Consider the following 26,218-nt stretch of genomic DNA (forward strand, 5'->3'; position numbering starts at 1 on the left):
CGCCGTCAGGCGATCTTGAATCGGGCCACCGACTGGCGCAGTTCTTCGGCCATGGCCGACAGCTCACGCACCTGCTGGGCCGTGGAGCGCGTGCCCTCGCCGGTCTGTTCGGTCACCGCGAAGATGTGCTGGATGTTGCCCGCCACCTCGTTGGCCGATTCGGCTTCGCGGGAGGCGGCGGTGGAGATCTGCTCAATGAGGTCGGCCAGCCGGCGCGACACGCGGTCGATCTCGGACAGCGCGGTGCCCGCGTTGTCGGACAGCCGTGCCCCCGCCACCACGCCCTGCGTGGAGCGCTCCATGGCGGCCACGGCATCCTGCGTGTCGGTCTGAATGGCCTTCACCAGCGCCGCGATCTGGCGCGTGGCGTCGGCCGAGCGTTCGGCCAGGCGCTGCACCTCTTCCGCCACCACCGAGAAGCCCCGACCCGCTTCACCGGCGGACGCGGCCTGGATGGCGGCGTTGAGGGCCAGCACGTTGGTCTGTTCGGTGATGTCCGAGATCAGTTCGGTGATCTCGCCGATCTCTTGCGAGGACTCGCCCAGCCGCTTGATGCGCTTGGAGGTTTCCTGGATCTGGTCGCGGATGGCGTTCATGCCGCCGATGGCGTCCTGCACCGCCTGCAGGCCGGATTCGGCGGCCTGCAGCGAGGCCCGGGCCACCTGGGCCGACTCCTGCGCCTGGCTGGACACCTGGTTGATGCGCTGCGCCATGTCGAGCACCGACTGACCGGTCTCGCGAATCTCGCGCAGCTGTTCGGTGGAGGCCGCCAGCAGCTCGGTCGAGGTGTTTTCCACCGCCGACGTGGTCTGCGCCACGCGGGTGGCCGTGGCCTGCACGTTGCCCACCAGCGACCGCAGTTCTTCCACCGTGTAGTTCACCGAGTCGGCGATGGCGCCCGTGATGTCCTCCGTCACGGTCGCTTCCTGCGTCAGGTCGCCCTCGGCCACCGTCTGCAGTTCGTTCATGAGGCGAAGAATGGCCGCCTGGTTGGCGTCGTTGACGCGCTTGGCTTCCTGCTCCTGCGCCTCGGCGGACAGCCGCTGGCCTTCGGCCATCATCTGGCGCTGGCGGCTGTCCTGCAGCTGCACGTAGGCCAGGCCGCCCGCGCACAGCAGCGCGAACACCGTGGACAGGGCCAGGGCCAGCAGCTGGCCGCCGCCCAGGCCCGAGCGGCCGGAGAGGTCCTGCTGCAGCTTCTCCAGGCCCACGCGCAGCGGCTCGCTGTCGGCCACGATGGCGGCCTGCGCCTCGCGCGCGGCCACCAGGCCCTGCAGGTTGCCCAGGATGGCGCCGGCTTCGACGCGGGTCTCCTCGTAGCGCTGCAGCAGGGCCTGCAGGCGCTCGCGCACCTGCGGGTCGCGGGCGGCGCCCAGGCGCAGCTCGTCGCTGCCCTTGAGCAGGCCGTCAGCCACTTCCTTGAAGGTGATCAGGTCCTTGCCGAGCAGGAACACCGCCTCGGGGCTCACGCCTTCCAGCGTCAGGAACTCGTTGGCCGACTTGCCGATGCGCTGCGTCAGCATCACGAGCTGACCGGACGCGGAGATCTCGGCGGCGGGCGCGTTCTGCTGCAGCTTGAGGGAGGAGATCGTCTCGGCAATCTCCAGCAGGTCGGACGACTGGCGGTTGATGGTGCGCAGCGCGGCGCCCACCTGCGTCAGCGTGGCCTGCTGGCCCAGCACGGCCGAGGCGTTGCGCTCGGCGGCGTCGATGCGCGGCAGCAGGTCGTCGAGCGCGCCGCCGTATTCCGGCCCCAGCGGCTCGATCGCCATGTTGCTGTCGCCCTGCTTGAGGCCGCGCACGCTGGTGGCCAGCACGCTGGCGCTGTCGCGCACCTCGGGGAAGGCGGTGGGGCTGCCCACCAGCGCCTGCGACACGCTCTTGGCCAGACGCTGCGACTGCATCAGCGCCTGACCGCTGGCGGCCACCTGCTGGCTGATCTTTTCCGCCTGACTCAGCACGAAGAACGTGATGGCGCCCAGCACCAGCAGCGCGAAGGCCAGCAGCACCGCGAGCGAGCGCTGGTGCTGTTCCGCCGGGCGGCGGCCCAGGATGGGCAGCGAGACCAGCGCGTCCTTGGCGACCTCGCCATCGTCCTCGGTGATCAGCAGGTTGTCGTCCAGATCCCCCGTGTTGGCGTCGGGCGCCAGGCGGGCCGCTGCAAGCTCCGCGATCTCCTGATCGGTCACGCCGGCCAGGTCAGGCTCATCCGCCTCCTTGTTCTTCTTGGAGAACAGCCCTTGGAATCGATCAAGCGTGGCCATGGTTTACCTTCCAACTCACAACGGGTGAACAAAAACGTCGGGTGCCGGGTGGGGCGCCGTCAGGCCGCGATGGCCAGGAATTCGGGTTCGCTCACGAGCAGCTGCAGGTCGAGTTCCTGCCAATCCTGCCCCTGTGCGTCCACCAGGACGCGTGTCACGTAGCCGGGCGCGTCCGCCGGGCGCTCGCCCAGGGCGCTGAAAGCGCTGGGGTTGCGCAGGCCCAGCAGGCGATCGATCCAGAACACCGCGTTCAGACCGAGGGCGCCGTGCAGGCTCACCAGCCGAGACTCGGAGGTGATCCGCTCCGTGGCGCGCCCCGCTGCGCGGGCGGTCCCCTGCACCAGACCGGCCAGATCGATCACACCATGCAAGCCGCCGCGCAGGTTGGCGACGCCGAGGTACCAGGGCTTGGTGTACGGCACCACCTGCACCGCCGACCACGGAAAGATCTCGCCGGACTGCACCAGCGGCAACAGGTAGCGGCAACCGCCGGCCTCGATGGCCAGCCATGTCGCGGTCAGCGCTTCGGTCTTCGCTGCCGTGAGGCGCTGGGCCAGCCGTTCCTGGAGCTCCTTCAGCGACTGTCGTTTGGCCATGCTGGTGCGGTTCGGGCGACGGCCTCAGGCCAGCGCTCGGATCTTGGAAAGCAGTTCTTCGCCGTTGACCGGTTTGGTGACGTAGTCGCGGGCCCCCTGGCGCATGCCCCACACGCGGTCCGTCTCCAGGTTCTTGCTGGTGCACATGACGATGGGGATGCTCGAATACTGAGGATCGCGCGTGATGGCGCGGGTCAGCTGAAAGCCATTCTGGCCGGGCATCACCACGTCCATCAGAATGAGATCAGGCTTTTCCTCCCCGAGACGACGGAAGGCCTCGTCCGCATTCTCGGCGGTGCGCACCGTGTAGCCATTTTTGGTCAACAGATCCGACAGGACCAGCAGCTCGGTCTTCGAATCATCGACGACGAGGATCTTGTGGATGGGCATCAGGCAACTCCGTTGACGTTGAGATGGGCGCCGAACTGCTGCACGGCCTGCAACAGCTGGTCTTTGGTGAAGGGCTTGGTGAGGTAGTCCTGCGAGCCGACCATGCGGCCGCGGGCCTTGTCGAACACGCCGTCCTTGGACGAGAGCATGACGACCGGGATGCTGGCGAAGCGGGCATTGCGCTTGATGATCGCGCAGGTCTGATAGCCGTCCAGCCGCGGCATCAGGATGTCGCAGAAGATCAGGTCGGGCTGGTAGTCGTTGATCTTGGCCAGGGCGTCGAAGCCATCGTCGGCCAGCAGCACTTCATGGCCGCCTTGCTTGAGAAAAATCTCGGCGCTGCGCCGGATGGTGTTGCTGTCGTCGACGACGAGAACCTTCAGGGCAGGCGTTGCACTCACGATGGACGGGCTCCTCAACCACTATCGGGCCCGATGCGGCGGCGCCGCCCGGACCCCGGACAACGGATCGACGGCCCCCTGGCCACCGTCCGCTCAGATTTGAACCATCTCGAAATCTTCCTTGCGGGCACCACACTCGGGGCAGGTCCAGTTCATCGGAACGTCGGCCCAGGGGGTGCCGGCAGGTACGCCGTGCTCGGGTGCTCCTGCTGCTTCGTCGTAGATCCAGCCGCAGATCAGGCACATCCAAGTCTTGCTGTCGCTCATGGTTTTTGTGGTCTGTATCGTAGAATGCAAGGATTGTATCCAGCCCGTTCAAGCGCTCTGCGGTGTCATTTCACAGGCGAGTGGACGGCGCCAGAGGCCCCCGCACCACAGTGCCTGCGGGCCAGCGCAGGCCGCACAATCCCCCCACCATGTCCGATCCCGACGATTCCTCCGTCGTCCGCGAGGCCACGGCCCCGGGCGAATCCCCCCTGCCCTGCGTGATGAGCTTCAACGCCAACGACCCGAGCGGGGCGGGCGGCCTGAGCGCAGACCTGACGGCCATGTCCAGCGCGTCGGCCCACGTGCTGCCGGTGGTCACCGGCGCCTACGTGCGCGACACCTCCGCGATCCGCGACCACTTCAGCCTCGACGAAGAGGCGGTGGTCGATCAGGCGCGCTGCGCGCTCGAGGACATGCCCGTGCGGGCGATCAAGGTCGGCTTCGTCGGCACGCCCGAGAACCTGAGCGCCGTGGCCCAGATCACCAGCGACTACACCGAAGTGCCGGTGATCACCTACATGCCCGACCTGTCCTGGTGGGACGAGCTCGACATCGAGAACTACCTGGACGCCTGCACCGAGCTGCTGCTGCCGCAGACCACCGTGCTGGTGGGCAACCACAGCACGCTGTGCCGCTGGCTGCTGCCCGAGTGGGAAGGTGACCGCCCGCCGGGACCACGCGACGTCGCCCGCGCCGCGGCGGTGCACGGCGTGCCCTACACCCTGGTGACCGGCTTCAACGCGGCCGACCAGCACCTGGAAAGCCACCTGGCCTCGCCCGAGACCGTGCTGGCCACCGCGCGTTACGAGCGATTCGAGGCCACCTTCGCCGGCGCCGGCGACACGCTGTCGGCCGCGCTGTGCGCCCTCATCGCCAGCGGAGCCGACCTGCAGACCGCCTGCGCCGAGGCCCTGACCTACCTGGACCAGTGCCTGGACGCCGGCTTCCAGCCCGGTATGGGCCACGCGGTGCCCGACCGCCTGTTCTGGGCCCACGAAGAGGACGCCGAGGCCACCGACGAGTCCGCCACCGATCCCGCGCCGCCCGACAGCGCGCTGGACGCGGGCGATTTCCCCCTGGACACCACCCGACACTGAGCGACCCATGCCCGACCGCAACCTGGACCTGTTCGAGCGCGCCAAGACCCTGATCCCCGGCGGCGTCAATTCCCCGGTGCGCGCCTTCCGCGCCGTCGGCGGCACGCCGCGTTTCGTGCAGCGCGCGCAAGGCGCCCACTTCTGGGACGCCAATGGCCAGCGCTACATCGACTACATCGGCTCCTGGGGTCCGATGATCCTGGGCCACGGCCACCCCGCCGTGCTCGAAGCGGTGCAAAAGGCCGCGCTCGACGGCTTCTCGTTCGGCGCCCCCACCGAGCGGGAGGTCGAGCTCGCCGAGGCCATCGTGTCCCTGGTGCCCAGCCTGGAGATGGTGCGCCTGGTCAGCTCGGGCACCGAGGCCGGCATGAGCGCGATCCGGCTGGCGCGCGGCGCCACCGGCCGGCGCAAGATCATCAAGTTCGAGGGCTGCTACCACGGCCACGCCGACGCCCTGCTGGTCAAGGCCGGCTCGGGCCTGGCCACCTTCGGCAACCCCACCAGCGCGGGCGTGCCGCCCGAGGTGGTGCAGCACACCCTGGTGCTCGAGTACAACAACCTGGAGCAGCTCGACGCCGCCTTCGCCGAGCACGGCGCCGACATCGCCTGCCTGATGATCGAGCCCATCGCCGGCAACATGAACTTCGTGCGCGCCAGCCTGCCCTTCATGGCGCGCTGCCGCGAGCTGTGCACCCGGCACGGCGCCCTGCTGGTGTTCGACGAGGTCATGACGGGTTTTCGCGTGGCCCTGGGCGGCGCGCAGAGCGTCTACGCGCGCCAGCTCCCCGGCTTCGAGCCCGACATGACGGTGATGGGCAAGGTCATCGGCGGCGGCATGCCGCTGGCGGCCTTCGGCGGCAAGCGCGCCGTGATGGAGCAGCTCGCGCCGCTGGGCCCGGTCTATCAGGCCGGCACGCTGTCGGGCAACCCGGTGGCCACGGCCTGCGGCCTGGCCACCCTGGCCGAGATCCGCCGGCCTGGCTTCTTCGAGGCCCTGTCGGCGCGCACGCGTCAGCTGGTCGATGGACTGAAGGCCGCGGCCGACCAGGCCGGCGTGCCCTTCAGCGTGGACGCCGAGGGCGGCATGTTCGGCTTCTTCCTCATGCCCGGACTGCCGCAGAACTACCAGGCCGTCATGAAGACCGAGGGCGCCCGGTTCAACGCCCTCTTCCACGGCCTGCTCGAGCGCGGCGTCTACATCGCACCCGCGCTGTACGAGGCCGGCTTCGTGAGCGCGGCCCACAGCGAGCAGGACATCGCCGACACGGTGGCGGCGGCCAGCGCGGTGTTCAGGCAGCTGGCGGCTTGAGGCTGCGGTTCGCCCCGACAAACAAAAAGGCCGCCCGAGGGCGGCCTTTTTGTTTGTCGGGGTGTGGGCAGCGGGCCCGCGCCAGCTCAGTGCCGGAAGTGCCGCACACCCGAGAACACCATCGCCACGCCGCGCTCGTTCGCGGCATCGATGACCTCCTGGTCGCGCATGGAGCCGCCGGGCTGGATCACGCAGCTGGCGCCGGCGTCGACCACCACGTCCAGGCCGTCGCGGAACGGGAAGAAGGCGTCGCTGGCCACCGCCGTGCCCTGCAGCGAGAGATTCGCGTGGCCCGCCTTGATGCTGGCGATGCGCGCCGAGTCGAGGCGGCTCATCTGCCCCGCGCCCACGCCCATGGTCATGCCGTCCTTGCAGAAGACGATGGCGTTGGACTTGACGAACTTGGCCACCTTCCAGGCGAACAGCAGGTCTTCGAGCTGCTGCGGCGTGGGCTGCAGCGTCGTCACCACCTTCAGGTCCTCACGCTGGAGCACGTGGTTGTCGGCCGACTGAATCAGCAGGCCCGAGCCCACGCGCTTCACGTCGGAGAGGTTCAGCCCCTTGTCCCAGGCGGTGGGGCCGCCGGGCGGCAGATCGATCTGCAGCACGCGCACATTGGCCTTGGCCTTGAACACGGCCAGCGCCTCGGGTGAATACGCGGGCGCCATCAGCACCTCAACGAACTGCTTGCTGATGGCCTCGGCCGCCGCACCGTCGAGCGGGCGGTTGAAGGCGATGATGCCGCCGAAGGCGCTGGTCGGGTCGGTCTGGAAGGCCTTCTGGTAGGCCTGCAGCGGGCCGCCGCCCACGGCCACGCCGCAAGGGTTGGCGTGCTTGACGATGACGCAGGCCGGCTCGTCGAAGCTCTTGACGCATTCCCAGGCGGCGTCGGCATCGGCGATGTTGTTGTACGAGAGCTCCTTGCCCTGCAGTTGCTTTGCGGTGACCAGCGAGCCCGGCGCGGGGTACAGGTCGCGGTAGAAGGCGGCCGTCTGGTGCGGGTTCTCGCCGTAGCGCAGGTCCTGCAGCTTGATGAAGCGGCCATTGGCCTGGGCCGAATAGGCGCTGCGCTTCGGCACCTCGTCCGCCGCGTCGAACGCGATGGAGGACAGGTAATCGCTGATGGCGCCGTCGTAGTTGCTGATGCGGTTGAACGCCGCCACCGACAGGCCGAAGCGCGTCTTGTCGCTGAGCTTGCCGCTGGCCTGCAGCTCCTCGACCACGCCCGCGTACTGCGAGGCGTCGGTGAGCACGGCCACGTCCTTCCAGTTCTTGGCGGCGCTGCGCACCATGGCCGGGCCGCCGATGTCGATGTTCTCGATCGCGTCGGCCAGCGTGCAGCCGGCCTTGGCCACCGTGGCCTCGAAGGGGTAGAGGTTCACCACCAGGATGTCGATGGTCTGGATGCCGTGCTCGCGCAGCGCGGCCATGTGCTCGGGCAGGTCGCGCCGCGCCAGCAGGCCGCCGTGCACCTTGGGGTGCAGCGTCTTCACGCGGCCATCGAGCATCTCGGGAAAGCCGGTCACCTCGGCCACCTCGGTCACGGGCAGGCCCTGCTCGGCCAGCAGCTTGGCGGTGCCGCCGGTGGACAACAGGGTCACGCCGAGGGCGTGCAGCGAACGGGCAAGGTCGACGATGCCGGTCTTGTCGGAAACGGAGAGGAGAGCGCGCATGGGAAGGGAGGGGAGAGGTTGGGGATTCAGTCGAGCAGGCCGTGGTCGAGCAGCTTCTTGCGCAAGGTGTTGCGGTTCAGGCCCAGCCACTGCGCCGCGCGACTGGTTGTACTGGGCCTGGGCCATCACCACCTCGAGCAGGGGGCGCTCGACCGCTTTCACCAGCATGTCGTACAGGTGGGCGGGCTCGGTGCCATCGAGGTCGCGAAAGTAGCCCTCGAGGCTGTCGCGGATGCACTCGTCCAGCGGATTGGTCTTTTTCATGCGGCCAGCTTCCAGTCGGCGCGATCGCCGAAGTCCGCGGCCATCCAGGCATCGAAGGCCTGGCTGACGACACGGCGTTGGTCATCGATGGTGTGGGTGGCGTTGACGCTCGCGCGAAAACGCGCGGCCTCGCCCGCGGGCAGGGCCAGCGATTGCACGTACCAGCCCAGGTGCTTGCGCGCGCTGCGCACGCCGGTGTCTTCGCCGTACAGGTCGTAGTGGTCGTCCAGGTGGTCGAGCAGCCAGCCCTTCACCTGCGACAGCGCGGGCGGCGGCAGGTGCTCGCCCGTGGCCAGGAAGTGCGCGATCTCGCGGAAGATCCACGGCCGCCCCTGCGCCGCGCGGCCGACCATGACGGCGTCGGCGCCGGTGCGCCGCAGCACCTCGCGCGCGGCCTCGGGGGAATCGATGTCGCCGTTGGCCACCACCGGAATGCGCACGCGGCTCTTGATGTGGGCCACGGTGTCGTGTTCCGCCTGGCCCTTGTAGCCCTGCTCGCGCGTGCGGCCGTGCACCGTGAGCATCTGCACGCCCGCGCTCTCGGCGGCCAGGGCCAGCACCGGCGCATTGCGCACCGCGGCGCACCAGCCGGTGCGCATCTTGAGCGTGACCGGCACGCCATGCGGCTCGCAGGCCCGCACCACGGCCTCGACGATGCCGATCGCGAGTGCCTCGTCCTGCATGAGCGCGCTGCCGGCCCACTTGTTGCAGACCTTCTTGGCCGGGCAGCCCATGTTGATGTCGATGATGCGCGCGCCGCGGTCGATGTTGTAGCGGGCCGCGTCGGCCATGGACTGGGGGTCGGTGCCCGCGATCTGCACGGCGATCGGCGCGGACTCGCCTTCGTGGTTGGCGCGGCGCGAGGTCTTGAGGCTGTCCCAGAGTTCGCGCCGGCTGGTCACCATCTCGCTCACCGCGTAGCCCGCGCCCAGCCGCTTGCACAGCTTGCGAAAGGGCCGGTCCGTCACCCCGGCCATGGGCGCGACGAACAGGGCATTGGGCAGGACGTGGGCCCCGATCTGCATGGCGTGGCGGAACTGGCTGGACGGCGGGTTCGGAGGGGAACGCCGGGGACGGGCCGGCGGCGGAGGGCGGATTGTATCTGCTCAAATTTTCAGCAGACGAACCGCCGCCAGCCCCACCGCAGGCGCCGCCCGCGCCAGCGCCAGCGCCGGCGACCCGCCATCGGCCATATGGCCTGGCGACGGCACGGAACCCATTGCGCGCCGCAGGGACCCAGTTGTCGCATGCAGTCCATCGCCTTGCTGGACCGCGGCACCCGAGCAACCGCAAACCTCTGGCGCTCTCAAGCTGATCCCGACATGAAAGCCTCATCCGGCAAGAAACAACTTCCCCCCGGCCAGCACCCGCTGCAGGCGGTTGTTGACAGGCTCAACAAGATCAACAAGAAGCACCCCGGTGGCGTGTTGTCCCTGCAAGAGAACAAGACGCTGAACCCGGACACCGTGCTCGACCTGAAAGCCCGGCGCGGCGGCCTGATCGCCAGGGTATTGAACCCCTTCAGCCATCGGCGGCAGCTCGCGGAAACAAGCACGGAGGCGCTGACCTTCCTCCTCAAGACACTGGACCAGCACCAGCACAGCCTGAGCCCCGAGATCGCGAAGCAGGGCCGCATGCAACTGGAGCAACTCCTTCAGCGCCCCCTTGGCAAGGGCCTGCCGGTGCAGGAGGCTCTTCACATCTACCAGGACATGCTGCACCGCCAGCTGCACCAGTGCAGCGACGCCGCGGCGCGGGCCCGAAGCGCCGATGAGGCCTACAGGCAAGGGTTCGATGACCAGCGGCAACGGCCCCCGCAACTCCCCACGTCCCAGGTGCTGGCGCCAGACCACATGGCCCACAACGCCCAAACCCTGTCGGACGCCTACCGCGAAGCGGCCGGCAAGGCCTCGCGAGGGGAACCCGATGCAGGGCCCCCACCGGCCAACCTGCAGGCGGGCGCGCTTGGCCAATTGGCGCCCCTGCTGCAAATCCTTCAAACGGCAATTGATCGCCCCGATGGGCCTCAGGCCAGGCAGTTGCGAGACGTGTGGGAGGGCCTGGCGTGCCCGCAGGACATCGAAGAGGCCTTCACTCCCTTGCGGTTTTCCCAGCACTTGCAGACCCTGCTGCAGAACTGCAGCGACGCCCTGCAGGCGCTCAAGCAGGCGCAGTCCGATGGCGACCTCGGCGAAATGCGCACCTGCTGCGAAGGCTACGTGGCCTGCTTCGAGCAGCTGATCGGCGACCTGACCGCCGCCGCCCGCGATCTTCTGGGCGCCGTGGCTGACGGCCAACTGCCCGCCGGTCTGCCCACGCCAGACAAAGTGTTCTTGCTGGACCTGGGAGAAACGCTGCTGGCCACGGCCAAGGCATTGGCGGATGGGAAGGGCCCCCCGATGGCCAACCACCAATCGGCGCTCGCCTTGCTGGCGCGAGACAACGCCCAGCTGCGCGCGGTGCTCAGGCACTGGAGCCGCCCGCCCCGCCCCCACCACCCACCCCCCGCCGAGCTCACCCCTGTGGGCACACCCACCCTGGCGTCGCCGCGCCAGCCCTGGGTCAGGGCCCACCGGGGGGCTGAAAAGGACAGCCTGTTCAAGCCGCTGAGAAGCCCTCGCCGCCGGCCCCAGGACAGGGCGGACGCGGGTCCGCTGAGGGACCCATCGGGCGGCTTGTCGGACGCGGACCGGCAGACTTTCGACCGCATCTTCTCGACCCCCGAGCACCCCAGGGGCGTCGCCGCCGTGCCGCGTCCTCTCGCGCCATCGAAGACCGATCCGGATGTCGACGCCGCGCTGTCGGAACACCTCCAGGGCCTGGGCAGCGACCGGCTGGTGCGGTCGCCGCGGCCTGTCTCGGTGCCGACAGACGAGGACTTGAGCCGCTTTCTTGAAGACATCCGTCCCACCCTCGGGCCTTTGGGCGAAGAGGCCTCAGACACAACGCCCCTGTCACCGCCCCGCCCCGCCACGCTGCCGCAACGGCGGCCGCTGCCCGACACCCACGGCACGACGTTCGAACAAGTCGATGCGATGTTGGCCGCGATGCCGAACGTCGAACTCTATGGAGACCCGTCCTTTTTCGAGTTCGATGAACCTCGCCCGCTGCCTCAGGCCACCCCCGGCCCGCTGGCGCTGTCAGAGGCCGAAGCGGATGCCCCAATGGGTCGCCCTCGACTGCAATCCTCTCCGGCCAGCATGAAATCCGCGCAGAACGCCGCGAAGAACGCCGAGCAGGAAGAAGCGCACCAGCGGATCAAGCAGGCCCGGCGACTGCTCAACCGCCGCTCCCCAGGTTCGCGCGGGCAGGCTTGAACAAGCCACCGTCAAGAACCCGTCGGCGCCCACGTCGCCATCTGTCCCACCGCCTCAGCCACCCTTCACCAGGAAACGCCCCATGGTTGCCAAAGTCCTCAAACCCCTCGTCAAGCTGTTCGCCTCCCCCAAAACCGGGCCCTTCAACCAACAGAGTCAATGGCGCGATGCGATCCTCAAGGCCCCCGTGGGCAAGGTGGTCTACGCCAGCAAGGTCAAAGGGTCGGGCATTGCCCTGCGAACGGCTTCGAACCCGCCCCCGGTGAAGGCCGTCCGGCCGTCGGCGCGCGTGGTGCTTCAGAAGCTGGCCGATACGGCCTACCAGAAACACGCGGACAAAGGCAGCACCCAGGCCATATGGACCGGCCTGCTGCGCGACCACCTCGGCAACCTTGGACAACGGGACATCCACAGCGGCAAGATGCCCCGCGATCACCTCGTGGTCACGGAGGAACTCAAAGAGGCGGTCAAGAACGCGTTCTGAGGCGATGCCTCGCCCCGCGCGCCGACCGAGGTGGCGCGCGGGTCTCTTGATCGGTGACAGAATCCGCGCGGCCCACCCGCCGCGCCCATGCCCCCCTGGTTCCAGCACCTCGCCCAACTGCTCGCCCTGCCCGAGGTCGGGCTGACGACCGTCTTCGTGGTGGCTTTCGTCTCGGCCACGCTGTTGCCCATGGGCTCCGAGCCCGCCGTCTTCGGGCTCATCAAACTCAACCCCGAGCTGTTCTGGCCCGCCGTGCTGGTGGCCACGGCCGGCAATACGCTGGGTGGCGCCGTGAGCTGGGCCATGGGCCTGGGCACGCACCGGCTGGTGGACCGGGCGCGCGGCAACAGCACCGAGCTGCGCGCCCTGCGCTGGCTGGAGCGCTTCGGCCCCAAGGCCTGCCTGCTGAGCTGGCTGCCCGTGGTCGGCGATCCGCTGTGCGCCGTGGCCGGCTGGCTGCGCTTTCCGTTCTGGCCCTGCGTGGCCTACATGGCCGTCGGCAAGTTCGCGCGCTACCTCACCATGACGGCCGCGCTGCTGTGGGTGTTTCCCGAAGGGCTGTCCTGGTGAGCCGCGACGCGTCCGCCCCCATCCTCTGGGCCCTCATGATCGGCAACCTCGTCATCGGCACGGGGGTCATGGTGGTGCCCGGCACGCTGAACGACATCAGCCAGTCGCTGGGCATTTCGGTGCCGCAGGCCGGGCAACTGATCACGGCCGCCGCCATCCTCATGGGCCTGGGCGCGCCGCTGTTCGCCGGCCTGGTGGCGGGCTGGGACCGGCGGCGCCTGCTGACGGGCTCGCTGATCTGGTACGGCCTGCTGCACGCGGCCTGCGCGCTGGCGCCCAACTACGCCACCCTCATGCCCCTGCGCGTGCTGGCGGTGATGTCGCCCGCCGTGTTCACGCCGCAGGCCGCGGCCTGCGTGGGCCTGCTGGTGCCGCCCGAGCAGCGCGGGCGCGGCATCACCTTCGTGTTCTTGGGCTGGTCGGTGGCATCGGTGATGGGCATGCCACTGGCTGCCTGGATCGGCGGGGCCTGGGGCTGGCGCTGGGCCTTTGGCCTGGTGGCGGTCTCGGCCTGGCTGGTCAGCCTCTGGGTCTGGCGCGCCATGCCCGACGGCGTGCGGCCCGCCGCGCTCTCGCGCGAGGCCTGGGGCCGCACCCTGGGCTCGGCACCGCTCATGATGGCGGTGGGCGTGACCCTGCTCTCGGCCTTCTCGCAGTTCACGCTGTTCTCGTACTTCGCGCCCTATTTTGCGCAGACGCACGGGCTGAACGGCGCCGGGCTGTCGCTGCTGTTCCTGTGGTTCGGCGCCTTCGGCCTGCTGGGCAACGTGCTGGTGTCGCGCTCCATCGACCGCATCGGCGCGCCGCGCGCGGTGCTCATCACCCTGAGCCTGATCGCGCTGACGCTGCTGCTGTGGCCGCTGGGCCGCGCCTCGGTCTGGCTGCAGGCGCTGGTGCTGGTGCCCTGGGCGCTGGGTTGCTTCTCGGCCAACTCGGCGCAGCAGGCGCGGCTGGTGCATTTGTCGCCCGCCCTGGCGCCGGCGACGGTGGCGTTGAACAGTTCGGCCATGTATGGCGGGCAGGCGCTCGGGGCCGCGCTGGGCGGGCTGATGATCGCGCAAGGGCACATGCTGAGCCTGCACACCGTGGGCCTGGTGGTGGCGGCCACAGCCATCGCCCTGAGCGGGTGGGCGGCTTGGGTGTCGCGCCCGGCGCCAGCCGCCTAGGACCAGAGGCGGCGGTGGAACCATCGCCAACGCCTCGCCACCCATGGGCCGCGCGATCGCGGCGCGGCGCACACCCCCGCCGCCCCATCGCCCCGGCGCGGCGCCTTTACAAGAGGCGGCCGCGCTTTTTTTCGACCCACCCGTCCCATCGACCTAGTCCCCTGCCGGTGGGAACGCCCCGGCCGGCCCGGCCACTCAAGGCATCACATCCCCAGCCACCGTCCGCCGAGGCCCCATGACCGAACTCCGCACTCCCGAAGAAGCCGCCGCCTGCCTGGTGGCCGCCGCCGAGCACAGCGAGGCCGTCGAGGCCGTGGTCGAACTGCGCGAGGCCACCTGGCTGGTGCATTTCGAAACCGGCGGCGAATGCGTCGTGGAGTGGGCCCAGCACCCCCTGCGACTGGTGCTCACCACCGCACTGGGCGAACCGGCGCCCGAGGCGCGCGCCAAGGTTCACTCGGCCGCCCTCACCTTCAACCTGCTGTGGGGCGAACTGGGCAGCATGCGCCTGGCCAAGGACGACGAGGACGACAACCTGCTCCTCATCAACGACGTGTTCCCGGAAGACGAGTCGAACCGGCACATCGTGCTGGCCAACGAGATGCTGCGGCTGGAGGGCCTGCGACTGCTGTGGTCCATGTACATTGAAAGCGCCGTCGCGGCCGACGGCGAGGCCCCGAAAGTCCCCAGCGCGATGCTCACGCGCGCCTGAACCGGTCTCGCGCCCACGAACGAACGCCCGTTTCAACATCCCTGAGGCACCTCGCATGTCCACCCCCACGCCCACCTCCGACGACGCGACCGCTGCGCCCGCCACCGACGAGGCGGGCGCAGCCCACCAGGCGGCCGCGCCCCAGGGGCACCTGATCTTCCGCCGGCCCGGTGTGGCGCACCCGGTGACGGCCAATGCGCGCGACACCGCCCGCCGCGAATGGCTGCTGGACCACCTCACCCGCCGCCAGGCCCGTCGCGACGCCACCGTGGCCCTGGTGCGCAGCCGCCACCTGCCCGACGCGGCGGCGGCCGACCCCCAGCTGCAATCGGAGCTGAGCCGGCTCATGGCCTTTCTGCGCCAGTCGCCCGGGGCCGGCGACACGCCTGCCGACGGCGAGGCCCCCCGGCACGCGCCACCGTCGGCATGAAAAAAAAGGGGCCCCTCGGGGCCCCTTTCTCTTGCGGGACAGCGGCCGCGGCCTTCAGCCCGAGAACAGGAAGTTCATCACGTCGCCGTCCTTGACGACGTACTCCTTGCCTTCGGCGCGCATCTTGCCCGCCTCCTTCGCGCCCTGCTCGCCACCGTGCGCGATGTAGTCGTCGAAGGCGATGGTCTGGGCGCGGATGTAACCCTTCTCGAAGTCGGTGTGGATCACGCCCGCGGCCTGGGGGCCGGTGTCGCCGACGCGGATGGTCCAGGCGCGCACCTCTTTCACACCGGCGGTGAAGTAGGTCTGCAGGCCCAGCAGCTGGTAGGCGGCGCGGATCAGGCGGTTCAGGCCGGGCTCCTCCTGCCCCAGCTCCTTGAGGAACTCGAGCCGGTCGGCGTCGTCCATCTCGGCGAGTTCGGCCTCGATCTTGGCGCAGATGGCGACCACGGGGGCGTTCTGCTTGGCGGCGAAGGCCTGCAGGCGCTCGAGCAGCGGGTTGTTCTCGAAGCCGTCTTCCGACACGTTGGCCACGAACATCGCGGGCTTGGCCGTGATGAGGAAGAACTGCTTGAGCTGCGCCTGTTCTTCCTTGCTGAAATCGATGGTGCGCACCGGCTGGGTGTCGTTGAGCGCGGCCTGGCATTTCTCCAGGATGGCCAGTTGCTTGATCGACTCCTTGTCGCCCGAGCGCGCGGTCTTGCTGATGCGGTGAATGGCCTTTTCCACCGAGGCCAGGTCGGCCAGGCAGAGCTCGGTCTGGATGACCTCGATGTCGGCGATGGGGTCGACCTTGTTGGCCACGTGGATCACGTTCGGGTCTTCGAAACAGCGCACCACGTTGACGATGGCGTCGGTCTCGCGGATGTGCGCGAGGAACTTGTTGCCCAAGCCCTCGCCGGTGCTCGCGCCCGCCACCAGGCCGGCGATGTCCACGAACTCCACGATGGCCGGCACGATGCGCTCGGGTTTGACGATCGCGGCCAGTTGCGCCAGGCGCGGATCGGGCACCTCGACCACGCCCGTGTTGGGCTCGATGGTGCAGAACGGGTAGTTCTCGGCCGCGATGCCGGCCTTGGTGAGGGCGTTGAAGAGCGTGGACTTGCCCACGTTGGGCAGGCCCACGATGCCGCATTGGAGGCTCATGGAAGTTCCTTGTGAATCGCCCCCCGGCGACGTGCAGCGCCTGCGCGGCAGACCTGCGCGTCGAGGTGAAAGGCACCCGGACGCCGTGAGGACCGAGTCCTCGTTAGGCCATGGGGAAACGGGCGCCGATTGTACCGAGCGGCGCCGCCGGGCTCAGTCGAAGCGCCAGTCAGCGCTGACGCGCTGCCCCACGCGCAGCACCCGGCCATCGCCTTCGAGCACGATGGCGTTCATGCCGAAGGTGATGGCACCGTCCATGCGCGGGTCGGCCCGGTAGCTGCGCATCGCATCGCCCACGGCGTGGCCGGCTTGCCCGGCATCGGGGTCGACGTCCGGGATCGAGCAGCGCGCGCAGGGCTTCACGGGCTCGATCACCGCGTCGCCGCCCTCGGCAGCGATGCACAGGGCGCCGACGCGGTCCTCGTCGTGCGCCTGCAGACCGCCGAGCACGATGTTCGGCCGCACACGGCGCTGGTCCACCGGCGCGTGGCCGTCACCCACCAGGCGGGCGTTGAGCTCGTCCAGCGAGGCCGCGCTGGTCAGCAGCAGCGCAAAACCGTCGGCGAACTGGGTGCCGGCCTCGCGGCCGCCGGTCCACCGGGGGTCGCTGGGGCGGCGCACCTCCGGGTCAAAGCGCGCCAGGCGCAGCCGCTTGAGCGGCCCGGGCGCGTCCGGCCCCAGGAAATCGCTGAACCACTGGGCCGCGATGTCGCCCATGTCGTAGGCCTGAACGCTGTCGCCCCACACGCGCACGGTGGCCGGCTCCTCGGCCGCGTCCAGCGCCAGGTGCAGCGAGAGCATGCCCGGGGCCCGCAGCACCAGCTGCCCCATCTTGAAGCTGGGCTGGATCAGCGCCATGCGCGGCAGTTCGCGCTGCGTCACGAATTCGCCCTGTTCGTCCACCACCATCCAGGCGCGGTCGTAAAGCAGCCCGGTGTCGGTCAGCTCGGCCTCCTCGAGGCGCACCCCCGCGCAGGACTTGACGGGGTAGATCCAGAGTTGCTCGATGGTGGCTTGCACGTCGGCGGTGTCGCTCATGGTGGATGCGGGTATCGGTATCGGCGAAGCGACGGATTGTGCCGCGCTCCTAGAATCCCGCCATGTCCCCTTCTTCCTCCCCCCGGCGCGCCGACGTGGCCATCCGCGGCGCCGGCGTGGTGGGCCAGGCCCTGGCCTTGCTGCTCGCGCAGGACCGCCTGCGCGTCGCCCTGGTGGCTCCCGATACCCCCCCGCGCGCTCAGGACGTGCGCGCCTACGCCCTCAACAAGGCCTCGCGCGACCTGCTCGTCTCGCTGCGCGCCTGGCCCGACGCCGTGCCCGGCGCCGTGACCCCCGTGCGCGCCATGCAGGTCTGGGGCGACGACGGCGGCCAGTTGCGCTTCGACGCGGACGCGCTGGGCGCCGAGGCCCTGGCCTGGATCGTGGACGTGCCCGCGCTGGAGCAGCGCCTGGCCGATGCCGTGGGCTTCGCGGCCGGCGTGGAGCGGGTGGCCGAGGCGCCGCCCGCGCGCCTCACCGTGGTCTGCGAGGGCCGGCACAGCGCCACGCGCGAGGCCCTGGGCATCGACTACGACACCCACGCCTACCCCCACAAGGCCCTGGCCGCGCGGCTGCGCGCCGAACGGCCGCACGGCGGCGTGGCGCGCCAGTGGTTCGCCCACGGCGAGGTGCTGGCCCTGCTGCCCCTGGGCGGCGCCGATGGCCACGACCTCGCTCTGGTCTGGTCGCTGCCGGGTCCGCAGGCCGACGAATGGCTCCAGGCCGACGCCCCCGCCTTCGCCGAGGCCGTGCAGGCACGCTGCGCCCAGGCCCTGGGCGCCCTCACCCCACTGGGCCCGGCGCAGGCCTGGCCGCTGCAGCTGTCGCGCGCGCGGCGCTGGTTCACCCACACCGAGCAGGGCGCCGTGGCCCTGGCCGGCGACGCCGCCCACGCCGTGCACCCGCTGGCCGGCCAGGGGCTCAACCTGGGCCTGGCCGACGCCGCCGAACTGGCCCGCGTGCTGCACGCCCGCGAATACTGGCGCGAACTCGGCGACGCCAAACTGCTCAGACGCTACGAGCGCGCCCGCGCGGCCGATGTCCAGGCCATGTCCGCCGTCACCGACGGCCTGTTCTCGCTCTTCGGCCTGAGCGACCCACGCGTGCAGCTGCTGCGCAACCGCGGGCTCGCCGGCTTCGACCGCAGCGGCCCGCTCAAGCGCTGGTTCGCGCGCCAGGCCATGGGCCTGTCGCTCTGAACCGACACCCGATTCACGAGACCCGTCCATGAAACTGCCGCTCAAGACCCTCTGGCTGCCGCTGATCGCCAGCCTGGCCTTCGCCGCCTCGGCCAACGAAGCCGCCATCCGCAAGAACCTCGCCGAGCGCCTGCCCAACCTGCCGCCCATCGAGGAGGTGAGCAAGACGCCCTTCCCCGGCCTCTGGGAGATCCGCATCAACCGCTCCGAAATCCTCTACTCGGACAGCGAAGGCAACTACCTGATCCAGGGCTCCATGTTCGACACGCGCAGCCGCGTCGACCTGACCGAACAGCGCGTGCAGAAACTCGGCGCGGTCGATTTCTCCAGCCTGCCGCTGAAGGACGCCTTCAAGGTGGTGCACGGCAAGGGCACGCGCCAGATCGCCGTCTTCAGCGACCCCAACTGCGGCTACTGCAAGCGGCTGGAGAAGACGCTCGCCGAGGTCGAGGACGTGACCATCCACGTCTTCATTTACCCCATCCTCGGCCCCGACTCGGTGAAGAAGTCGCAGGCCATCTGGTGCGCCAAGGACAAGGGCAAGACCTACACCGACTGGATGCTGCGCGGCACCGCCATCCCCAACGCCAGCTGCGACACCGCCGCCGTGGAACGCAACGTGGCGCTGGGCCGCGAGCTGCGCGTCAACGGCACGCCCACCCTTTTCTTCGTCGATGGCACGCGCGTGCCGGGCGCGGTCGACGCCGAACGCCTGGAGACCCTGCTCAAGACCGCCAAGGCCAAATGAGCACCACACGGCGCCGCCCCTCGCGCGACACGGCCGCCGCCGTGCGCTACCGCATCGCGGTGGACCACCCGCACAGCCACCTCTTCAGCGTCACGCTGACCGTCGAGCGGCCCACCGCCCGCCAGCGCTTCGCGCTGCCGGTGTGGATTCCGGGCAGCTACCTGGTGCGCGAGTTCTCCCAGCACCTGCAGGGCCTGGACGCGCGCCAGGGCGGCCAGACGGTGGCGCTCAAGCAGCTCGACAAACACCGCTGGCAGGCCGACAACGCGGCCGGCCAGCCGCTGGAGCTGCGCTACCAGGTCTATGCCTTCGACGCCTCGGTGCGCACCGCCTTCCTGGACGCCACGCGCGGCTTCTTCAACGCCACCAGCACCTGCCTGCGCGCGCTCGGCCTGGAAGACCGGCCGCACGCGCTCACGCTGGAACGCGGCGCCGCGCCCGAGGACTGGCAGGCCGCCAGCGGCCTGCGCGCCGCGCGCACCGACGAACACGGCTTCGGCGACTACCTCGCCGCCGACTACGACGAGCTCGCCGACTGCCCGTTCACGCTGGGCCGCTTCTTCAGCGCCGAGTTCGTGGCTGGCGGCGTACCGCACCGCTTCGTGCTCACCGGCGCCGGCGGCTGGGTCGACACCGAGCGCCTGATCGAGGACACCCGCCGCGTCTGCGAGGCGCAGATCGCCTTCTGGCACGGCGACGGCGCACCGCCCTTCGAGCGCTACGTCTTCATGCTGCACGCCAGTGGCGACGGCTACGGCGGCCTGGAACACCGCAACAGCACCGCCCTCATCTGCCAGCGCAACGACCTGCCGCGCGCCGGTGCCAAGGACCGCGCGCTCAAGGCCAGCGACGGCTACACCACGCTGCTGGGCCTGATCAGCCACGAGTACTTCCACACCTGGAACGTCAAGCGGCTGCGCCCGGCGGAATTCGCGCGCTACGACTACGACGCCGAGAACTACACCGAGCTGCTGTGGTTCTTCGAGGGCTTCACCAGCTACTACGACGACCTGTTCCTGCGCCGTGCGGGCCTGATCGACGACGCCACCTACCTGCAGCTCGTGGCCAAGAACATCAACCAGGTGAACCAGACGCCCGGGCGCCTGCTGCAAAGCGTGGCCCAGGCCAGCTTCGACGCCTGGGTGAAGTACTACCGACTGGGCGAGAACACGCCCAACGCCACCGTGAGCTACTACACCAAGGGCGCGCTGGTGGCGCTGTGCCTGGACCTCACGATGCGCGACGAAGGCCCGGGCTCGCTCGACGAGGTGATGCGCGAGCTCTGGCGCCGCTGCGATGGCGGTCCCCTGCGCGAGAGCGAGGTGCGCGCCGCGCTGCGCCGCGTGGGCGGACGGGCCTATGGGGCCGAACTCGCCGACTGGGTGCACGGCACCGGCGGGCTGCCGGCCGAGCGCCTGCTCAAGGCCCGCGGCGCCAAGGTGCAGCACGACGCGGCGCCGTTGGCCCAGCGCCTGGGCCTGCGCGTGAGCGAGGCCGGTGGCGCGCTGCACATCAAGACCGTGCTGCGCGGCGGCGCCGCCGAGGCGGCCGGTTTTGCGGCCGGGGACGAGTGGCTGGGCGTGGAGTTCGCGCCCGCGCGCCGCGGCGCGCCGGCCGAGGCCGGGCGCGTGGCGCGCCTGGACGAGGTCGATGCCCTGCGCGGCGCGCGCACGCGGCTCACGGCCCTGGTCTCGCGTGACCGGCAGATCCTGCGCCTGGCCCTGCACTGGCCCGAAGAGCAACAGGCGCTGCGCCTGGGGGTGGACGACGCCGCGCGCCTGGCGGGCTGGCTGAACGCCTGAACGCCCGGGCCCCGCGCGGGCCGCTCAGGACAGGCGCGAGGCCACGTCCTGATCGAACTGGGCGACCGTCGCGGCGTTCTTGAAGTTCAGCAGGCCCTCGCGCACGCGCGGCAGCAGGGCCTGCAGGTCGGCCGGCGTCTTGCAGCCTTCGATGCGCAGGGCCAGCGGCTCGCCCATGGGCCCGAGCTGGTCGTTGACGAAGCGGACCACCAGGCGGCGTGCGTCGGCAAAAGGCAGCGCGGGCGCGGCATCCGCCGGCGCGGGGGCCGGGACCGCGCCGTCCGCGGCGGCCCCATTGTCCGGCGCCGCCCCCTCGCCCCGCACCCAGCCTTGCCCGGCCAGCTGTTCCAGCAGGGGGGCCGCGTCGGCACCCAGCAACTTGTCGAAGTCGGCCACGCTGCGCTTGCCGTCCACCATGATCAGCAGGGAACGCAGGCGCGGCCCCAGGCCGGCGGGACGGCTGCTCAGGGCCTCGCGGCCCTGTTCCGTTTTGGAGAAGATCAGGTGTTTGTCCATCGCTAGCCGGGCAGGATTTGGCCGCGAATGTAGCGATCCCCTCCGGGGGTGACCAGCGGGTTTGACCTCAATTCGCCACAAACCCGCCGCCGCCCGTGCGATTCATCGCGGCCGCTGGTCGATCACGCGCCTGGCCTTGCCCTGGCTGCGCTCCACGCCGCCCTCGTGCAGCAGCACCACCTCGATGCTGGTGCCCACGAAGGTCTTCACATCGTGCTGCAGTTCACGCGCGGCGCCGCGCGCCTCGTCGGCCTCGGGCGCCAGGCCGGGGCGCGTTTCCACGCGCACCGTCAGGCAGTCCATGGGGCCCTCGCGCGTGAGCACGCACTGGTAGTGCGCGGTGAGCGCGGCGTGCTTGAGGATGAGCTCCTCGATCTGCGTGGGAAACACGTTCACGCCGCGCACGATCATCATGTCGTCGCTGCGACCGGTGATCTTCTCCATGCGGCGCATGGTGCGCGCCGTGCCCGGCAGCAGGCGCGTGAGGTCGCGCGTGCGGTAGCGGACGATGGGCAGCGCCTCTTTCGTCAGGCTGGTGAAGACCAGCTCGCCGAGCTCGCCGTCGGGCAGCACCTCGCCCGTCTCGGGGTGAATGATCTCGGGGTAGAAGTGGTCTTCCCAGATGGTCGGGCCGTCCTTGGTTTCCACGCACTCGTTGGCCACGCCGGGACCCATGACCTCGGACAGGCCGTAGATGTCCACCGCGTCCAGCCCCAAGCGCTGTTCGATGGCCAGCCGCATGTCGTTGGTCCAGGGCTCGGCGCCGAAGATGCCGATGCGCAGGCTGCTGTCGCGCGGGTCCAGGCCCTGGCGCTCGAACTCGTCGGCGATGGCCAGCATGTAGCTCGGCGTGACCATGATGATGTCGGGCCGGAAGTCCTGGATCAGTTGCACCTGGCGCTCGGTCTGGCCGCCACCGAAGGGCACCACCGTCAGGCCCAGCTTCTCGGCGCCGTAGTGCGCACCCAGGCCACCGGTGAACAGGCCGTAGCCGTAGCTCACGTGCACCAGGTCGCCCGGGCGCGCGCCGCTGGCGCGGATGCTGCGCGCCATCACCGTGGCCCAGGTGTCGATGTCGCGCAGCGTGTAGCCCACCACCGTGGGCTTGCCCGTGGTGCCGCTGCTGGCGTGGATGCGCGCGCACTTCTCCCGCGGCACCGCGAACATGCCGAAGGGGTAGTTGTCGCGCAGGTCGGCCTTGGTGGTGAAGGGGAACTTCGCCAGGTCCTCCAGCGAGCGGCAGTCGTCGGGGTGCACGCCCGCGGCGTCGAACTTGGCGCGGTAGACGGGCGAGTTGGCGTAGGCGTGGGCCAGCGTGGCGCGCAGGCGCTTGAGCTGCAGCGAGCGCAGCTCGTCGAGGCTGGCCTTCTCGATGGGTTCCAGGGGGAAGCTGTTCATGCCTTGTCCTCTTCGGGAAACACGTGACCGGGAATCTGCGCGCTCTTGCCACGGAACATGGCGACCACCTCGCCGCGCTGGTTGCTGACCTTCATGTCGTAGATGCCGTGGCGGCCCGACAGCGTCTGCTCCATGCCCTCGCAGGTGAGCACGTCGCCCGCGTGCGCGGGGCGCAGGAACTCGATGCTGCAGCCGGCGGCCACCGCGTTGCGGTTGTGGCTGTTGCAGGCGAAGGCGAAGGTGGAGTCGGCCAGGGTGAAGATGAAGCCGCCGTGGCAGATCTGGTGGCCGTTGAGGTGCAGCGGCTTCACGGCCATGCGCATGGTGGCGCGGCCGGGACCGCAGGCCAGCAGCTCCATGCCCATGGTGTCCTTGCTGGCCACGTCGTTGGCGAACATGGTCGTGCCGACGGTCTCGGCGCGTTGCTCGGGCGTCATCACTCCCCCTTGAAGCGCGCCGGGCGCTTTTCGCGGAAGGCCATCACGCCCTCGATGTAGTCGTGCGTGCGGCCCAGGGCCGACTGCGTGTCGCGCTCGGCATCGAGCTGCTGGCTGAAGCCACGCGTGGAGGCCTCGCGCAACAGGCCGCGCGTGGCCACCAGGGCCTTGGTCGGCATGGCCGCGAGCTTGTCGGCCAGGACGAGCGCGCTGCCCACGCAATCCTCGGCCACGTCCCAGATCATTCCCCAGTCCTTGGCCTGCTGGGCGGGCAGCTTGTCGCCCGTCATGGCCAGGGCCATGGCGCGCGCCAGGCCCAGGCGCTCCACCAGCAGCCAGCTGCCGCCGGCGTCGGGGATCAGCCCAATCTTGCTGAAGGCCTGGATGAAGCTCGCACCCGGCGCGGCGATGGCGATGTCGCAGCACATGGCCAGGGAGGCGCCCGCGCCCGCCGCCACGCCATTGACGGCCGCGATGGTGGGCATGCGCAGCGCCATGAGGCGGCGCGCCGTGGGGTTGAAGGCCTGCTCGATCACCGGACCCGGGTCGGCGCGCTGCACCAGGTCGGGGCCGGGCTCGAAGTCGAACTCCGCCAGGTCGGCGCCGGCGCAAAAGCCGCGCCCCGCACCGGTGATGACCAGCGCGCGGATGGCGGCATGGGCCTCGGCGCGGTCCAGCGCGGCCCAGAGGTCGCGGTGCATGGCGCGCGTGAAGCTGTTCAGTGCCTCGGGGCGGTTGAGGGTCAGCAGGGCCACGGCCCCGCGTTCCTCGTACACCACGGTGGTGTCGCTCATCGTGTCTCCTCGTTGGGTGGGTCGGCGGCAATTTACCATTAACCAACCGATCGGTCGGCTAATATTTTCCCTGACGCTATAGTGACCGGCTGAACCGCGTACCCCTACCCGAGGAGACCCATGAGCACCACCCCCGAATGCATCACCGTGCGCACCGAAGGGCGCGTCGGCATCGTCGCGCTGAACCGGCCCAAGCAGCTCAACGCGCTGAACGACCAGCTCATGGACGAGCTGGGCGCCGCACTCAAGGCCTTTGACGCCGACCCGGACATCGGCTGCATGATCGTCACCGGCAGCGAAAAGGCCTTCGCCGCCGGGGCCGACATCGGCGCCATGGCCACGTACGACTTCGCCGACGTCTACAAGGGCGACTACATCACCCGCAACTGGGAGCAGATCCGCTCGGTGCGCAAGCCCGTCATCGCCGCCGTCAGCGGCTTCGCCCTGGGCGGCGGCTGCGAGCTGGCGATGATGTGCGACTTCATCATCGCCGCCGACAACGCCAAGTTCGGCCAGCCCGAGATCAAGCTGGGCATCATCCCCGGCGCGGGCGGCACGCAGCGCCTGCCGCGCGCCGTGGGCAAGTCCAAGGCCATGGACCTGGTGCTCACCGGCCGCATGATGGACGCCACCGAAGCCGAGCGCGCCGGGCTGGTCAGCCGCGTGGTGCCGCTGGACAAGCTCATGGACGAGGCCCTGGGCGCCGCGCTCATCATCTGCGGCTTCTCGCTGCCCAGCGTGCTGGCGGCCAAGGAGTCCGTCAACCGCGCCTTCGAGGGCTCGCTGTCCGACGGCGTGATGTTCGAGCGTCGACTGTTCCACGCCATGTTCGCCACCCGCGACCAGAAGGAGGGCATGGCGGCCTTCGTGGAAAAGCGAAAACCCGATTTCAAGGGCGCCTGAAGCCGCCACGGCTTGGGCTATAATGCGCGGCTTCGGCGATATAGCTCAGTTGGTTAGAGCGCAGCATTCATAATGCTGATGTCGGTGGTTCAAGTCCACCTATCGCCACCAGACAGCGAGGCGGGTTCCGGCAACGGGACCCGCCTTTTTCATTCGCCCGACGAATCGCCATGGCCCTCAAGTCCACCGTTTTCAAGGCGCACCTGCAGATCGCCGACATCGATCACGGCCACTACGCCGACCACGCCCTCACCCTGGCCCGCCACCCCAGCGAGACCGACGAGCGCATGATGGTCCGCCTGGCCGCGCTGGCACTGAACGCGCACGAGCTGGTCGACATTTGCGGCGGCGACGGCACCCTGGCCTTCGGCGCTGGCCTGTCGGACCCGGACGACCCCGATCTGCACCTGACCGATTTCACCGGTCGCAAGCGCCTGTGGGTGGAGGTCGGCCAGCCCGAGGACAAGCCGCTGGCCAAGGCCTGCAGCCAGGCCGACGCGGTGCGCGTCTACGCCTTCGGCCCCGCGGCCGAGGTCTGGTGGCGCGGCATCGAGAACAAGCTGACGCGGCTGGACAAGCTGCAGGTCTGGCGCCTGCCAGCCGAGGCGGCGCCCGCGCTGGGGGCGCTGGCCGAGCGCAGCATGCAGCTGCAGGCCACGGTGCTCGAGGGCGTGCTCACGCTCAGCGGCGAGCGCGGCAGCGTGAGCCTGGAGCCCGTGCGCTGGCGGTGAACCCGGCAACGCACGCGTGAGACAATCGCCGACTTCGTTCAGCCTCTGGATCAACACCATGAACCGCTGTCTCACCTCCCTGGCGATCGGGGCCTCGCTGGCCCTGGCGGGCACCGCGCAAGCGCAGTCCGAAGCCTCCACCACCAGCACCACGACCACCACGCTCCTGCCGGCGCCCGCGCCCGGCGCGCAGGCCGGCGTGCGCAGCTTCCCCAAGGAAGCCCTGCGCGGCACCCTGACCGTCAAGCTGCCGCCCCACGTCGAGATGGACGACCGGGTCACCCGGCTCACGCCCGGCGCGCGCATCCTCGATGAAAGCAATCGCAACCTGCGCTCGGCCTCGCTGGTGAACCGCGAGCTCACGGTCAACTACCTGATGGACCGCCAAGGCCAGATCACGCAGGTCTGGATCCTGAGCGAGGCCGAGAAGAAGGAGCGCCGCCGCACCCTGGGTGTGGAGCGCAACTTCACCTTCGAATCGCAGCAGGGCGCGGCCCCACCGGCCACCAAGCCCGCCGCCAACTGATCCCCACGTGAATGCGCGCCCCGCCATGGGGCGCAACGGG

Annotated in this window: 27 protein-coding genes, 1 tRNA gene and 1 pseudogene; 15 read left to right on the forward strand and 14 right to left on the reverse strand. The window is 69.9% G+C overall.

Going from position 1 to position 26,218, the window contains the following annotated elements; genetic code table 11:
* Nucleotides 1–5: 5 nt before the first annotated feature.
* From SOM08_RS17140 to SOM08_RS17160, 5 genes are all read right to left on the reverse strand, one after another.
* Complete coding sequence (locus tag SOM08_RS17140; protein WP_116959323.1) at nucleotides 6–2,264, reverse strand: methyl-accepting chemotaxis protein; 2,259 nt, start codon at nucleotides 2,262–2,264, stop codon at nucleotides 6–8.
* A gap of 59 nt (nucleotides 2,265–2,323) precedes the next feature.
* The gene (locus tag SOM08_RS17145) at nucleotides 2,324–2,860 is read right to left on the reverse strand and encodes a chemotaxis protein CheW (RefSeq protein WP_322469367.1); all 537 of its coding nucleotides are present in this window, start codon (nucleotides 2,858–2,860) and stop codon (nucleotides 2,324–2,326) included.
* A gap of 24 nt (nucleotides 2,861–2,884) precedes the next feature.
* Nucleotides 2,885–3,250: a response regulator gene (locus SOM08_RS17150; protein ID WP_070397331.1), complete on the reverse strand. Its 366-nt coding sequence runs from the start codon at nucleotides 3,248–3,250 to the stop codon at nucleotides 2,885–2,887.
* Nucleotides 3,250–3,651 carry a response regulator gene (locus SOM08_RS17155; protein ID WP_175442774.1) on the reverse strand — a complete coding sequence of 134 codons (402 nt, stop codon included), beginning with the start codon at nucleotides 3,649–3,651 and terminating at the stop codon, nucleotides 3,250–3,252. The genes SOM08_RS17150 and SOM08_RS17155 overlap by 1 nt, the downstream gene beginning before the upstream one ends.
* Nucleotides 3,652–3,744: 93 nt before the next feature.
* On the reverse strand, nucleotides 3,745–3,918 hold the full coding sequence (locus tag SOM08_RS17160; RefSeq protein WP_083292799.1) for a rubredoxin: 174 nt from the start codon (nucleotides 3,916–3,918) through the stop codon (nucleotides 3,745–3,747).
* 149 nt (nucleotides 3,919–4,067) lie between these two features.
* On the opposite strand from SOM08_RS17160, the gene thiD reads away from it, so the two are divergent.
* The gene (gene thiD, locus SOM08_RS17165) at nucleotides 4,068–5,015 is read left to right on the forward strand and encodes a bifunctional hydroxymethylpyrimidine kinase/phosphomethylpyrimidine kinase (RefSeq protein ID WP_070397330.1); all 948 of its coding nucleotides are present in this window, start codon (nucleotides 4,068–4,070) and stop codon (nucleotides 5,013–5,015) included.
* Between the two features lie 7 nt (nucleotides 5,016–5,022).
* A complete protein-coding gene (hemL, locus tag SOM08_RS17170) occupies nucleotides 5,023–6,324 on the forward strand; it encodes a glutamate-1-semialdehyde 2,1-aminomutase (protein ID WP_116959319.1) in 1,302 nt (433 codons plus the stop codon).
* 86 nt (nucleotides 6,325–6,410) lie between these two features.
* Here hemL and purH read toward each other — a convergent pair whose 3' ends face one another.
* From purH to dusB, 3 genes and pseudogenes are all read right to left on the reverse strand, one after another.
* The gene (gene purH, locus SOM08_RS17175) at nucleotides 6,411–7,997 is read right to left on the reverse strand and encodes a bifunctional phosphoribosylaminoimidazolecarboxamide formyltransferase/IMP cyclohydrolase (protein ID WP_322470713.1); all 1,587 of its coding nucleotides are present in this window, start codon (nucleotides 7,995–7,997) and stop codon (nucleotides 6,411–6,413) included.
* A 26-nt stretch (nucleotides 7,998–8,023) separates the two neighbouring features.
* Nucleotides 8,024–8,261, reverse strand: a pseudogene (locus SOM08_RS22525) (Fis family transcriptional regulator).
* Complete coding sequence (dusB, locus tag SOM08_RS17185; protein ID WP_322469368.1) at nucleotides 8,258–9,286, reverse strand: tRNA dihydrouridine synthase DusB; 1,029 nt, start codon at nucleotides 9,284–9,286, stop codon at nucleotides 8,258–8,260. The pseudogene SOM08_RS22525 and the gene dusB overlap by 4 nt, the downstream one beginning before the upstream one ends.
* Nucleotides 9,287–9,508: 222 nt before the next feature.
* On the opposite strand from dusB, the gene SOM08_RS17190 reads away from it, so the two are divergent.
* From SOM08_RS17190 to SOM08_RS17215, 6 genes are all read left to right on the forward strand, one after another.
* Nucleotides 9,509–11,578, forward strand: coding sequence for a hypothetical protein (locus SOM08_RS17190; protein WP_322469369.1), 2,070 nt, complete (start codon nucleotides 9,509–9,511; stop codon nucleotides 11,576–11,578).
* A gap of 82 nt (nucleotides 11,579–11,660) precedes the next feature.
* Nucleotides 11,661–12,062 (forward strand): hypothetical protein, encoded by a 402-nt coding sequence (locus tag SOM08_RS17195; RefSeq protein WP_322469370.1) that lies wholly within the window; start codon nucleotides 11,661–11,663, stop codon nucleotides 12,060–12,062.
* 87 nt (nucleotides 12,063–12,149) lie between these two features.
* Complete coding sequence (locus tag SOM08_RS17200; RefSeq protein ID WP_116959309.1) at nucleotides 12,150–12,632, forward strand: YqaA family protein; 483 nt, start codon at nucleotides 12,150–12,152, stop codon at nucleotides 12,630–12,632.
* Complete coding sequence (locus SOM08_RS17205; RefSeq protein WP_245980966.1) at nucleotides 12,629–13,798, forward strand: MFS transporter; 1,170 nt, start codon at nucleotides 12,629–12,631, stop codon at nucleotides 13,796–13,798. The genes SOM08_RS17200 and SOM08_RS17205 overlap by 4 nt, the downstream gene beginning before the upstream one ends.
* Before the next feature lie 235 nt (nucleotides 13,799–14,033).
* The gene (locus tag SOM08_RS17210) at nucleotides 14,034–14,510 is read left to right on the forward strand and encodes a type III secretion system chaperone (protein ID WP_116959307.1); all 477 of its coding nucleotides are present in this window, start codon (nucleotides 14,034–14,036) and stop codon (nucleotides 14,508–14,510) included.
* 55 nt (nucleotides 14,511–14,565) lie between these two features.
* Nucleotides 14,566–14,940 (forward strand): hypothetical protein, encoded by a 375-nt coding sequence (locus tag SOM08_RS17215; RefSeq protein ID WP_116959305.1) that lies wholly within the window; start codon nucleotides 14,566–14,568, stop codon nucleotides 14,938–14,940.
* Between the two features lie 54 nt (nucleotides 14,941–14,994).
* Here SOM08_RS17215 and ychF read toward each other — a convergent pair whose 3' ends face one another.
* Together ychF and SOM08_RS17225 are read right to left on the reverse strand one after the other, a co-directional pair.
* Nucleotides 14,995–16,086, reverse strand: coding sequence for a redox-regulated ATPase YchF (ychF, locus tag SOM08_RS17220; RefSeq protein ID WP_322469371.1), 1,092 nt, complete (start codon nucleotides 16,084–16,086; stop codon nucleotides 14,995–14,997).
* Between the two features lie 153 nt (nucleotides 16,087–16,239).
* A complete protein-coding gene (locus tag SOM08_RS17225; protein WP_322469372.1) occupies nucleotides 16,240–17,124 on the reverse strand; it encodes an MOSC domain-containing protein in 885 nt (294 codons plus the stop codon).
* 62 nt (nucleotides 17,125–17,186) lie between these two features.
* Between SOM08_RS17225 and SOM08_RS17230 the strand changes: the two genes are divergently transcribed.
* The 3 genes from SOM08_RS17230 to SOM08_RS17240 are packed head-to-tail and all read left to right on the forward strand — an operon-like array spanning nucleotide 17,187 to nucleotide 20,873.
* Nucleotides 17,187–18,323, forward strand: a complete 1,137-nt coding sequence (locus tag SOM08_RS17230; RefSeq protein ID WP_116960872.1) for an FAD-dependent monooxygenase — start codon at nucleotides 17,187–17,189, stop codon at nucleotides 18,321–18,323.
* Nucleotides 18,324–18,351: 28 nt separating this feature from the next.
* Nucleotides 18,352–19,071, forward strand: a complete 720-nt coding sequence (locus SOM08_RS17235) for a DsbC family protein (protein WP_116960871.1) — start codon at nucleotides 18,352–18,354, stop codon at nucleotides 19,069–19,071.
* Nucleotides 19,068–20,873: a peptidase M61 gene (locus SOM08_RS17240; RefSeq protein WP_322469373.1), complete on the forward strand. Its 1,806-nt coding sequence runs from the start codon at nucleotides 19,068–19,070 to the stop codon at nucleotides 20,871–20,873. Before SOM08_RS17235 ends, SOM08_RS17240 begins: the two co-directional genes overlap by 4 nt.
* 24 nt (nucleotides 20,874–20,897) lie before the next feature.
* Here SOM08_RS17240 and SOM08_RS17245 read toward each other — a convergent pair whose 3' ends face one another.
* The 4 genes from SOM08_RS17245 to SOM08_RS17260 form a co-directional block, all read right to left on the reverse strand.
* Nucleotides 20,898–21,389, reverse strand: coding sequence for a hypothetical protein (locus SOM08_RS17245; protein WP_116960869.1), 492 nt, complete (start codon nucleotides 21,387–21,389; stop codon nucleotides 20,898–20,900).
* A 102-nt stretch (nucleotides 21,390–21,491) separates the two neighbouring features.
* On the reverse strand, nucleotides 21,492–22,787 hold the full coding sequence (gene paaK / locus SOM08_RS17250; protein WP_116960868.1) for a phenylacetate--CoA ligase PaaK: 1,296 nt from the start codon (nucleotides 22,785–22,787) through the stop codon (nucleotides 21,492–21,494).
* A complete protein-coding gene (gene paaI, locus SOM08_RS17255) occupies nucleotides 22,784–23,224 on the reverse strand; it encodes a hydroxyphenylacetyl-CoA thioesterase PaaI (RefSeq protein ID WP_116960867.1) in 441 nt (146 codons plus the stop codon). Before paaI ends, paaK begins: the two co-directional genes overlap by 4 nt.
* The gene (locus tag SOM08_RS17260; RefSeq protein ID WP_116960866.1) at nucleotides 23,224–24,018 is read right to left on the reverse strand and encodes an enoyl-CoA hydratase-related protein; all 795 of its coding nucleotides are present in this window, start codon (nucleotides 24,016–24,018) and stop codon (nucleotides 23,224–23,226) included. The genes paaI and SOM08_RS17260 overlap by 1 nt, the downstream gene beginning before the upstream one ends.
* 120 nt (nucleotides 24,019–24,138) lie before the next feature.
* On the opposite strand from SOM08_RS17260, the gene SOM08_RS17265 reads away from it, so the two are divergent.
* From SOM08_RS17265 to SOM08_RS17280, 4 genes are all read left to right on the forward strand, one after another.
* Nucleotides 24,139–24,921: an enoyl-CoA hydratase gene (locus tag SOM08_RS17265; RefSeq protein WP_070397308.1), complete on the forward strand. Its 783-nt coding sequence runs from the start codon at nucleotides 24,139–24,141 to the stop codon at nucleotides 24,919–24,921.
* A gap of 34 nt (nucleotides 24,922–24,955) precedes the next feature.
* Nucleotides 24,956–25,032 (forward strand) — tRNA-Met (locus SOM08_RS17270).
* A gap of 59 nt (nucleotides 25,033–25,091) precedes the next feature.
* The gene (locus tag SOM08_RS17275) at nucleotides 25,092–25,652 is read left to right on the forward strand and encodes a YaeQ family protein (protein WP_322469374.1); all 561 of its coding nucleotides are present in this window, start codon (nucleotides 25,092–25,094) and stop codon (nucleotides 25,650–25,652) included.
* Between the two features lie 58 nt (nucleotides 25,653–25,710).
* The gene (locus SOM08_RS17280) at nucleotides 25,711–26,178 is read left to right on the forward strand and encodes a hypothetical protein (RefSeq protein ID WP_116960864.1); all 468 of its coding nucleotides are present in this window, start codon (nucleotides 25,711–25,713) and stop codon (nucleotides 26,176–26,178) included.
* Nucleotides 26,179–26,218: the final 40 nt, after the last annotated feature.

This window comes from Hydrogenophaga sp. SNF1 (genome assembly GCF_034421675.1).
GTDB classification, from domain to species: Bacteria; Pseudomonadota; Gammaproteobacteria; order Burkholderiales; family Burkholderiaceae_C; genus Hydrogenophaga; species Hydrogenophaga borbori.

Coding starts and splice junctions, on each gene's coding strand:
- SOM08_RS17265 (WP_070397308.1), top strand. CDS start 24,139: ATGAGCACCACCCCCGAATGCATCACCGTGCGCACCGAAGGGCGCGTC.
- SOM08_RS17145 (WP_322469367.1), bottom strand. CDS start 2,860: ATGGCCAAACGACAGTCGCTGAAGGAGCTCCAGGAACGGCTGGCCCAG.
- SOM08_RS17215 (WP_116959305.1), top strand. CDS start 14,566: ATGTCCACCCCCACGCCCACCTCCGACGACGCGACCGCTGCGCCCGCC.
- SOM08_RS17245 (WP_116960869.1), bottom strand. CDS start 21,389: ATGGACAAACACCTGATCTTCTCCAAAACGGAACAGGGCCGCGAGGCC.
- thiD (WP_070397330.1), top strand. CDS start 4,068: ATGTCCGATCCCGACGATTCCTCCGTCGTCCGCGAGGCCACGGCCCCG.
- SOM08_RS17280 (WP_116960864.1), top strand. CDS start 25,711: ATGAACCGCTGTCTCACCTCCCTGGCGATCGGGGCCTCGCTGGCCCTG.
- SOM08_RS17240 (WP_322469373.1), top strand. CDS start 19,068: ATGAGCACCACACGGCGCCGCCCCTCGCGCGACACGGCCGCCGCCGTG.
- SOM08_RS17190 (WP_322469369.1), top strand. CDS start 9,509: ATGCAGTCCATCGCCTTGCTGGACCGCGGCACCCGAGCAACCGCAAAC.
- paaI (WP_116960867.1), bottom strand. CDS start 23,224: ATGACGCCCGAGCAACGCGCCGAGACCGTCGGCACGACCATGTTCGCC.
- SOM08_RS17210 (WP_116959307.1), top strand. CDS start 14,034: ATGACCGAACTCCGCACTCCCGAAGAAGCCGCCGCCTGCCTGGTGGCC.
- SOM08_RS17195 (WP_322469370.1), top strand. CDS start 11,661: ATGGTTGCCAAAGTCCTCAAACCCCTCGTCAAGCTGTTCGCCTCCCCC.
- SOM08_RS17225 (WP_322469372.1), bottom strand. CDS start 17,124: ATGAGCGACACCGCCGACGTGCAAGCCACCATCGAGCAACTCTGGATC.
- SOM08_RS17235 (WP_116960871.1), top strand. CDS start 18,352: ATGAAACTGCCGCTCAAGACCCTCTGGCTGCCGCTGATCGCCAGCCTG.
- SOM08_RS17160 (WP_083292799.1), bottom strand. CDS start 3,918: ATGAGCGACAGCAAGACTTGGATGTGCCTGATCTGCGGCTGGATCTAC.
- paaK (WP_116960868.1), bottom strand. CDS start 22,787: ATGAACAGCTTCCCCCTGGAACCCATCGAGAAGGCCAGCCTCGACGAG.
- purH (WP_322470713.1), bottom strand. CDS start 7,997: ATGCGCGCTCTCCTCTCCGTTTCCGACAAGACCGGCATCGTCGACCTT.
- ychF (WP_322469371.1), bottom strand. CDS start 16,086: ATGAGCCTCCAATGCGGCATCGTGGGCCTGCCCAACGTGGGCAAGTCC.
- SOM08_RS17260 (WP_116960866.1), bottom strand. CDS start 24,018: ATGAGCGACACCACCGTGGTGTACGAGGAACGCGGGGCCGTGGCCCTG.
- dusB (WP_322469368.1), bottom strand. CDS start 9,286: ATGCAGATCGGGGCCCACGTCCTGCCCAATGCCCTGTTCGTCGCGCCC.
- SOM08_RS17150 (WP_070397331.1), bottom strand. CDS start 3,250: ATGCCCATCCACAAGATCCTCGTCGTCGATGATTCGAAGACCGAGCTG.
- SOM08_RS17230 (WP_116960872.1), top strand. CDS start 17,187: ATGTCCCCTTCTTCCTCCCCCCGGCGCGCCGACGTGGCCATCCGCGGC.
- hemL (WP_116959319.1), top strand. CDS start 5,023: ATGCCCGACCGCAACCTGGACCTGTTCGAGCGCGCCAAGACCCTGATC.
- SOM08_RS17275 (WP_322469374.1), top strand. CDS start 25,092: ATGGCCCTCAAGTCCACCGTTTTCAAGGCGCACCTGCAGATCGCCGAC.
- SOM08_RS17140 (WP_116959323.1), bottom strand. CDS start 2,264: ATGGCCACGCTTGATCGATTCCAAGGGCTGTTCTCCAAGAAGAACAAG.
- SOM08_RS17200 (WP_116959309.1), top strand. CDS start 12,150: ATGCCCCCCTGGTTCCAGCACCTCGCCCAACTGCTCGCCCTGCCCGAG.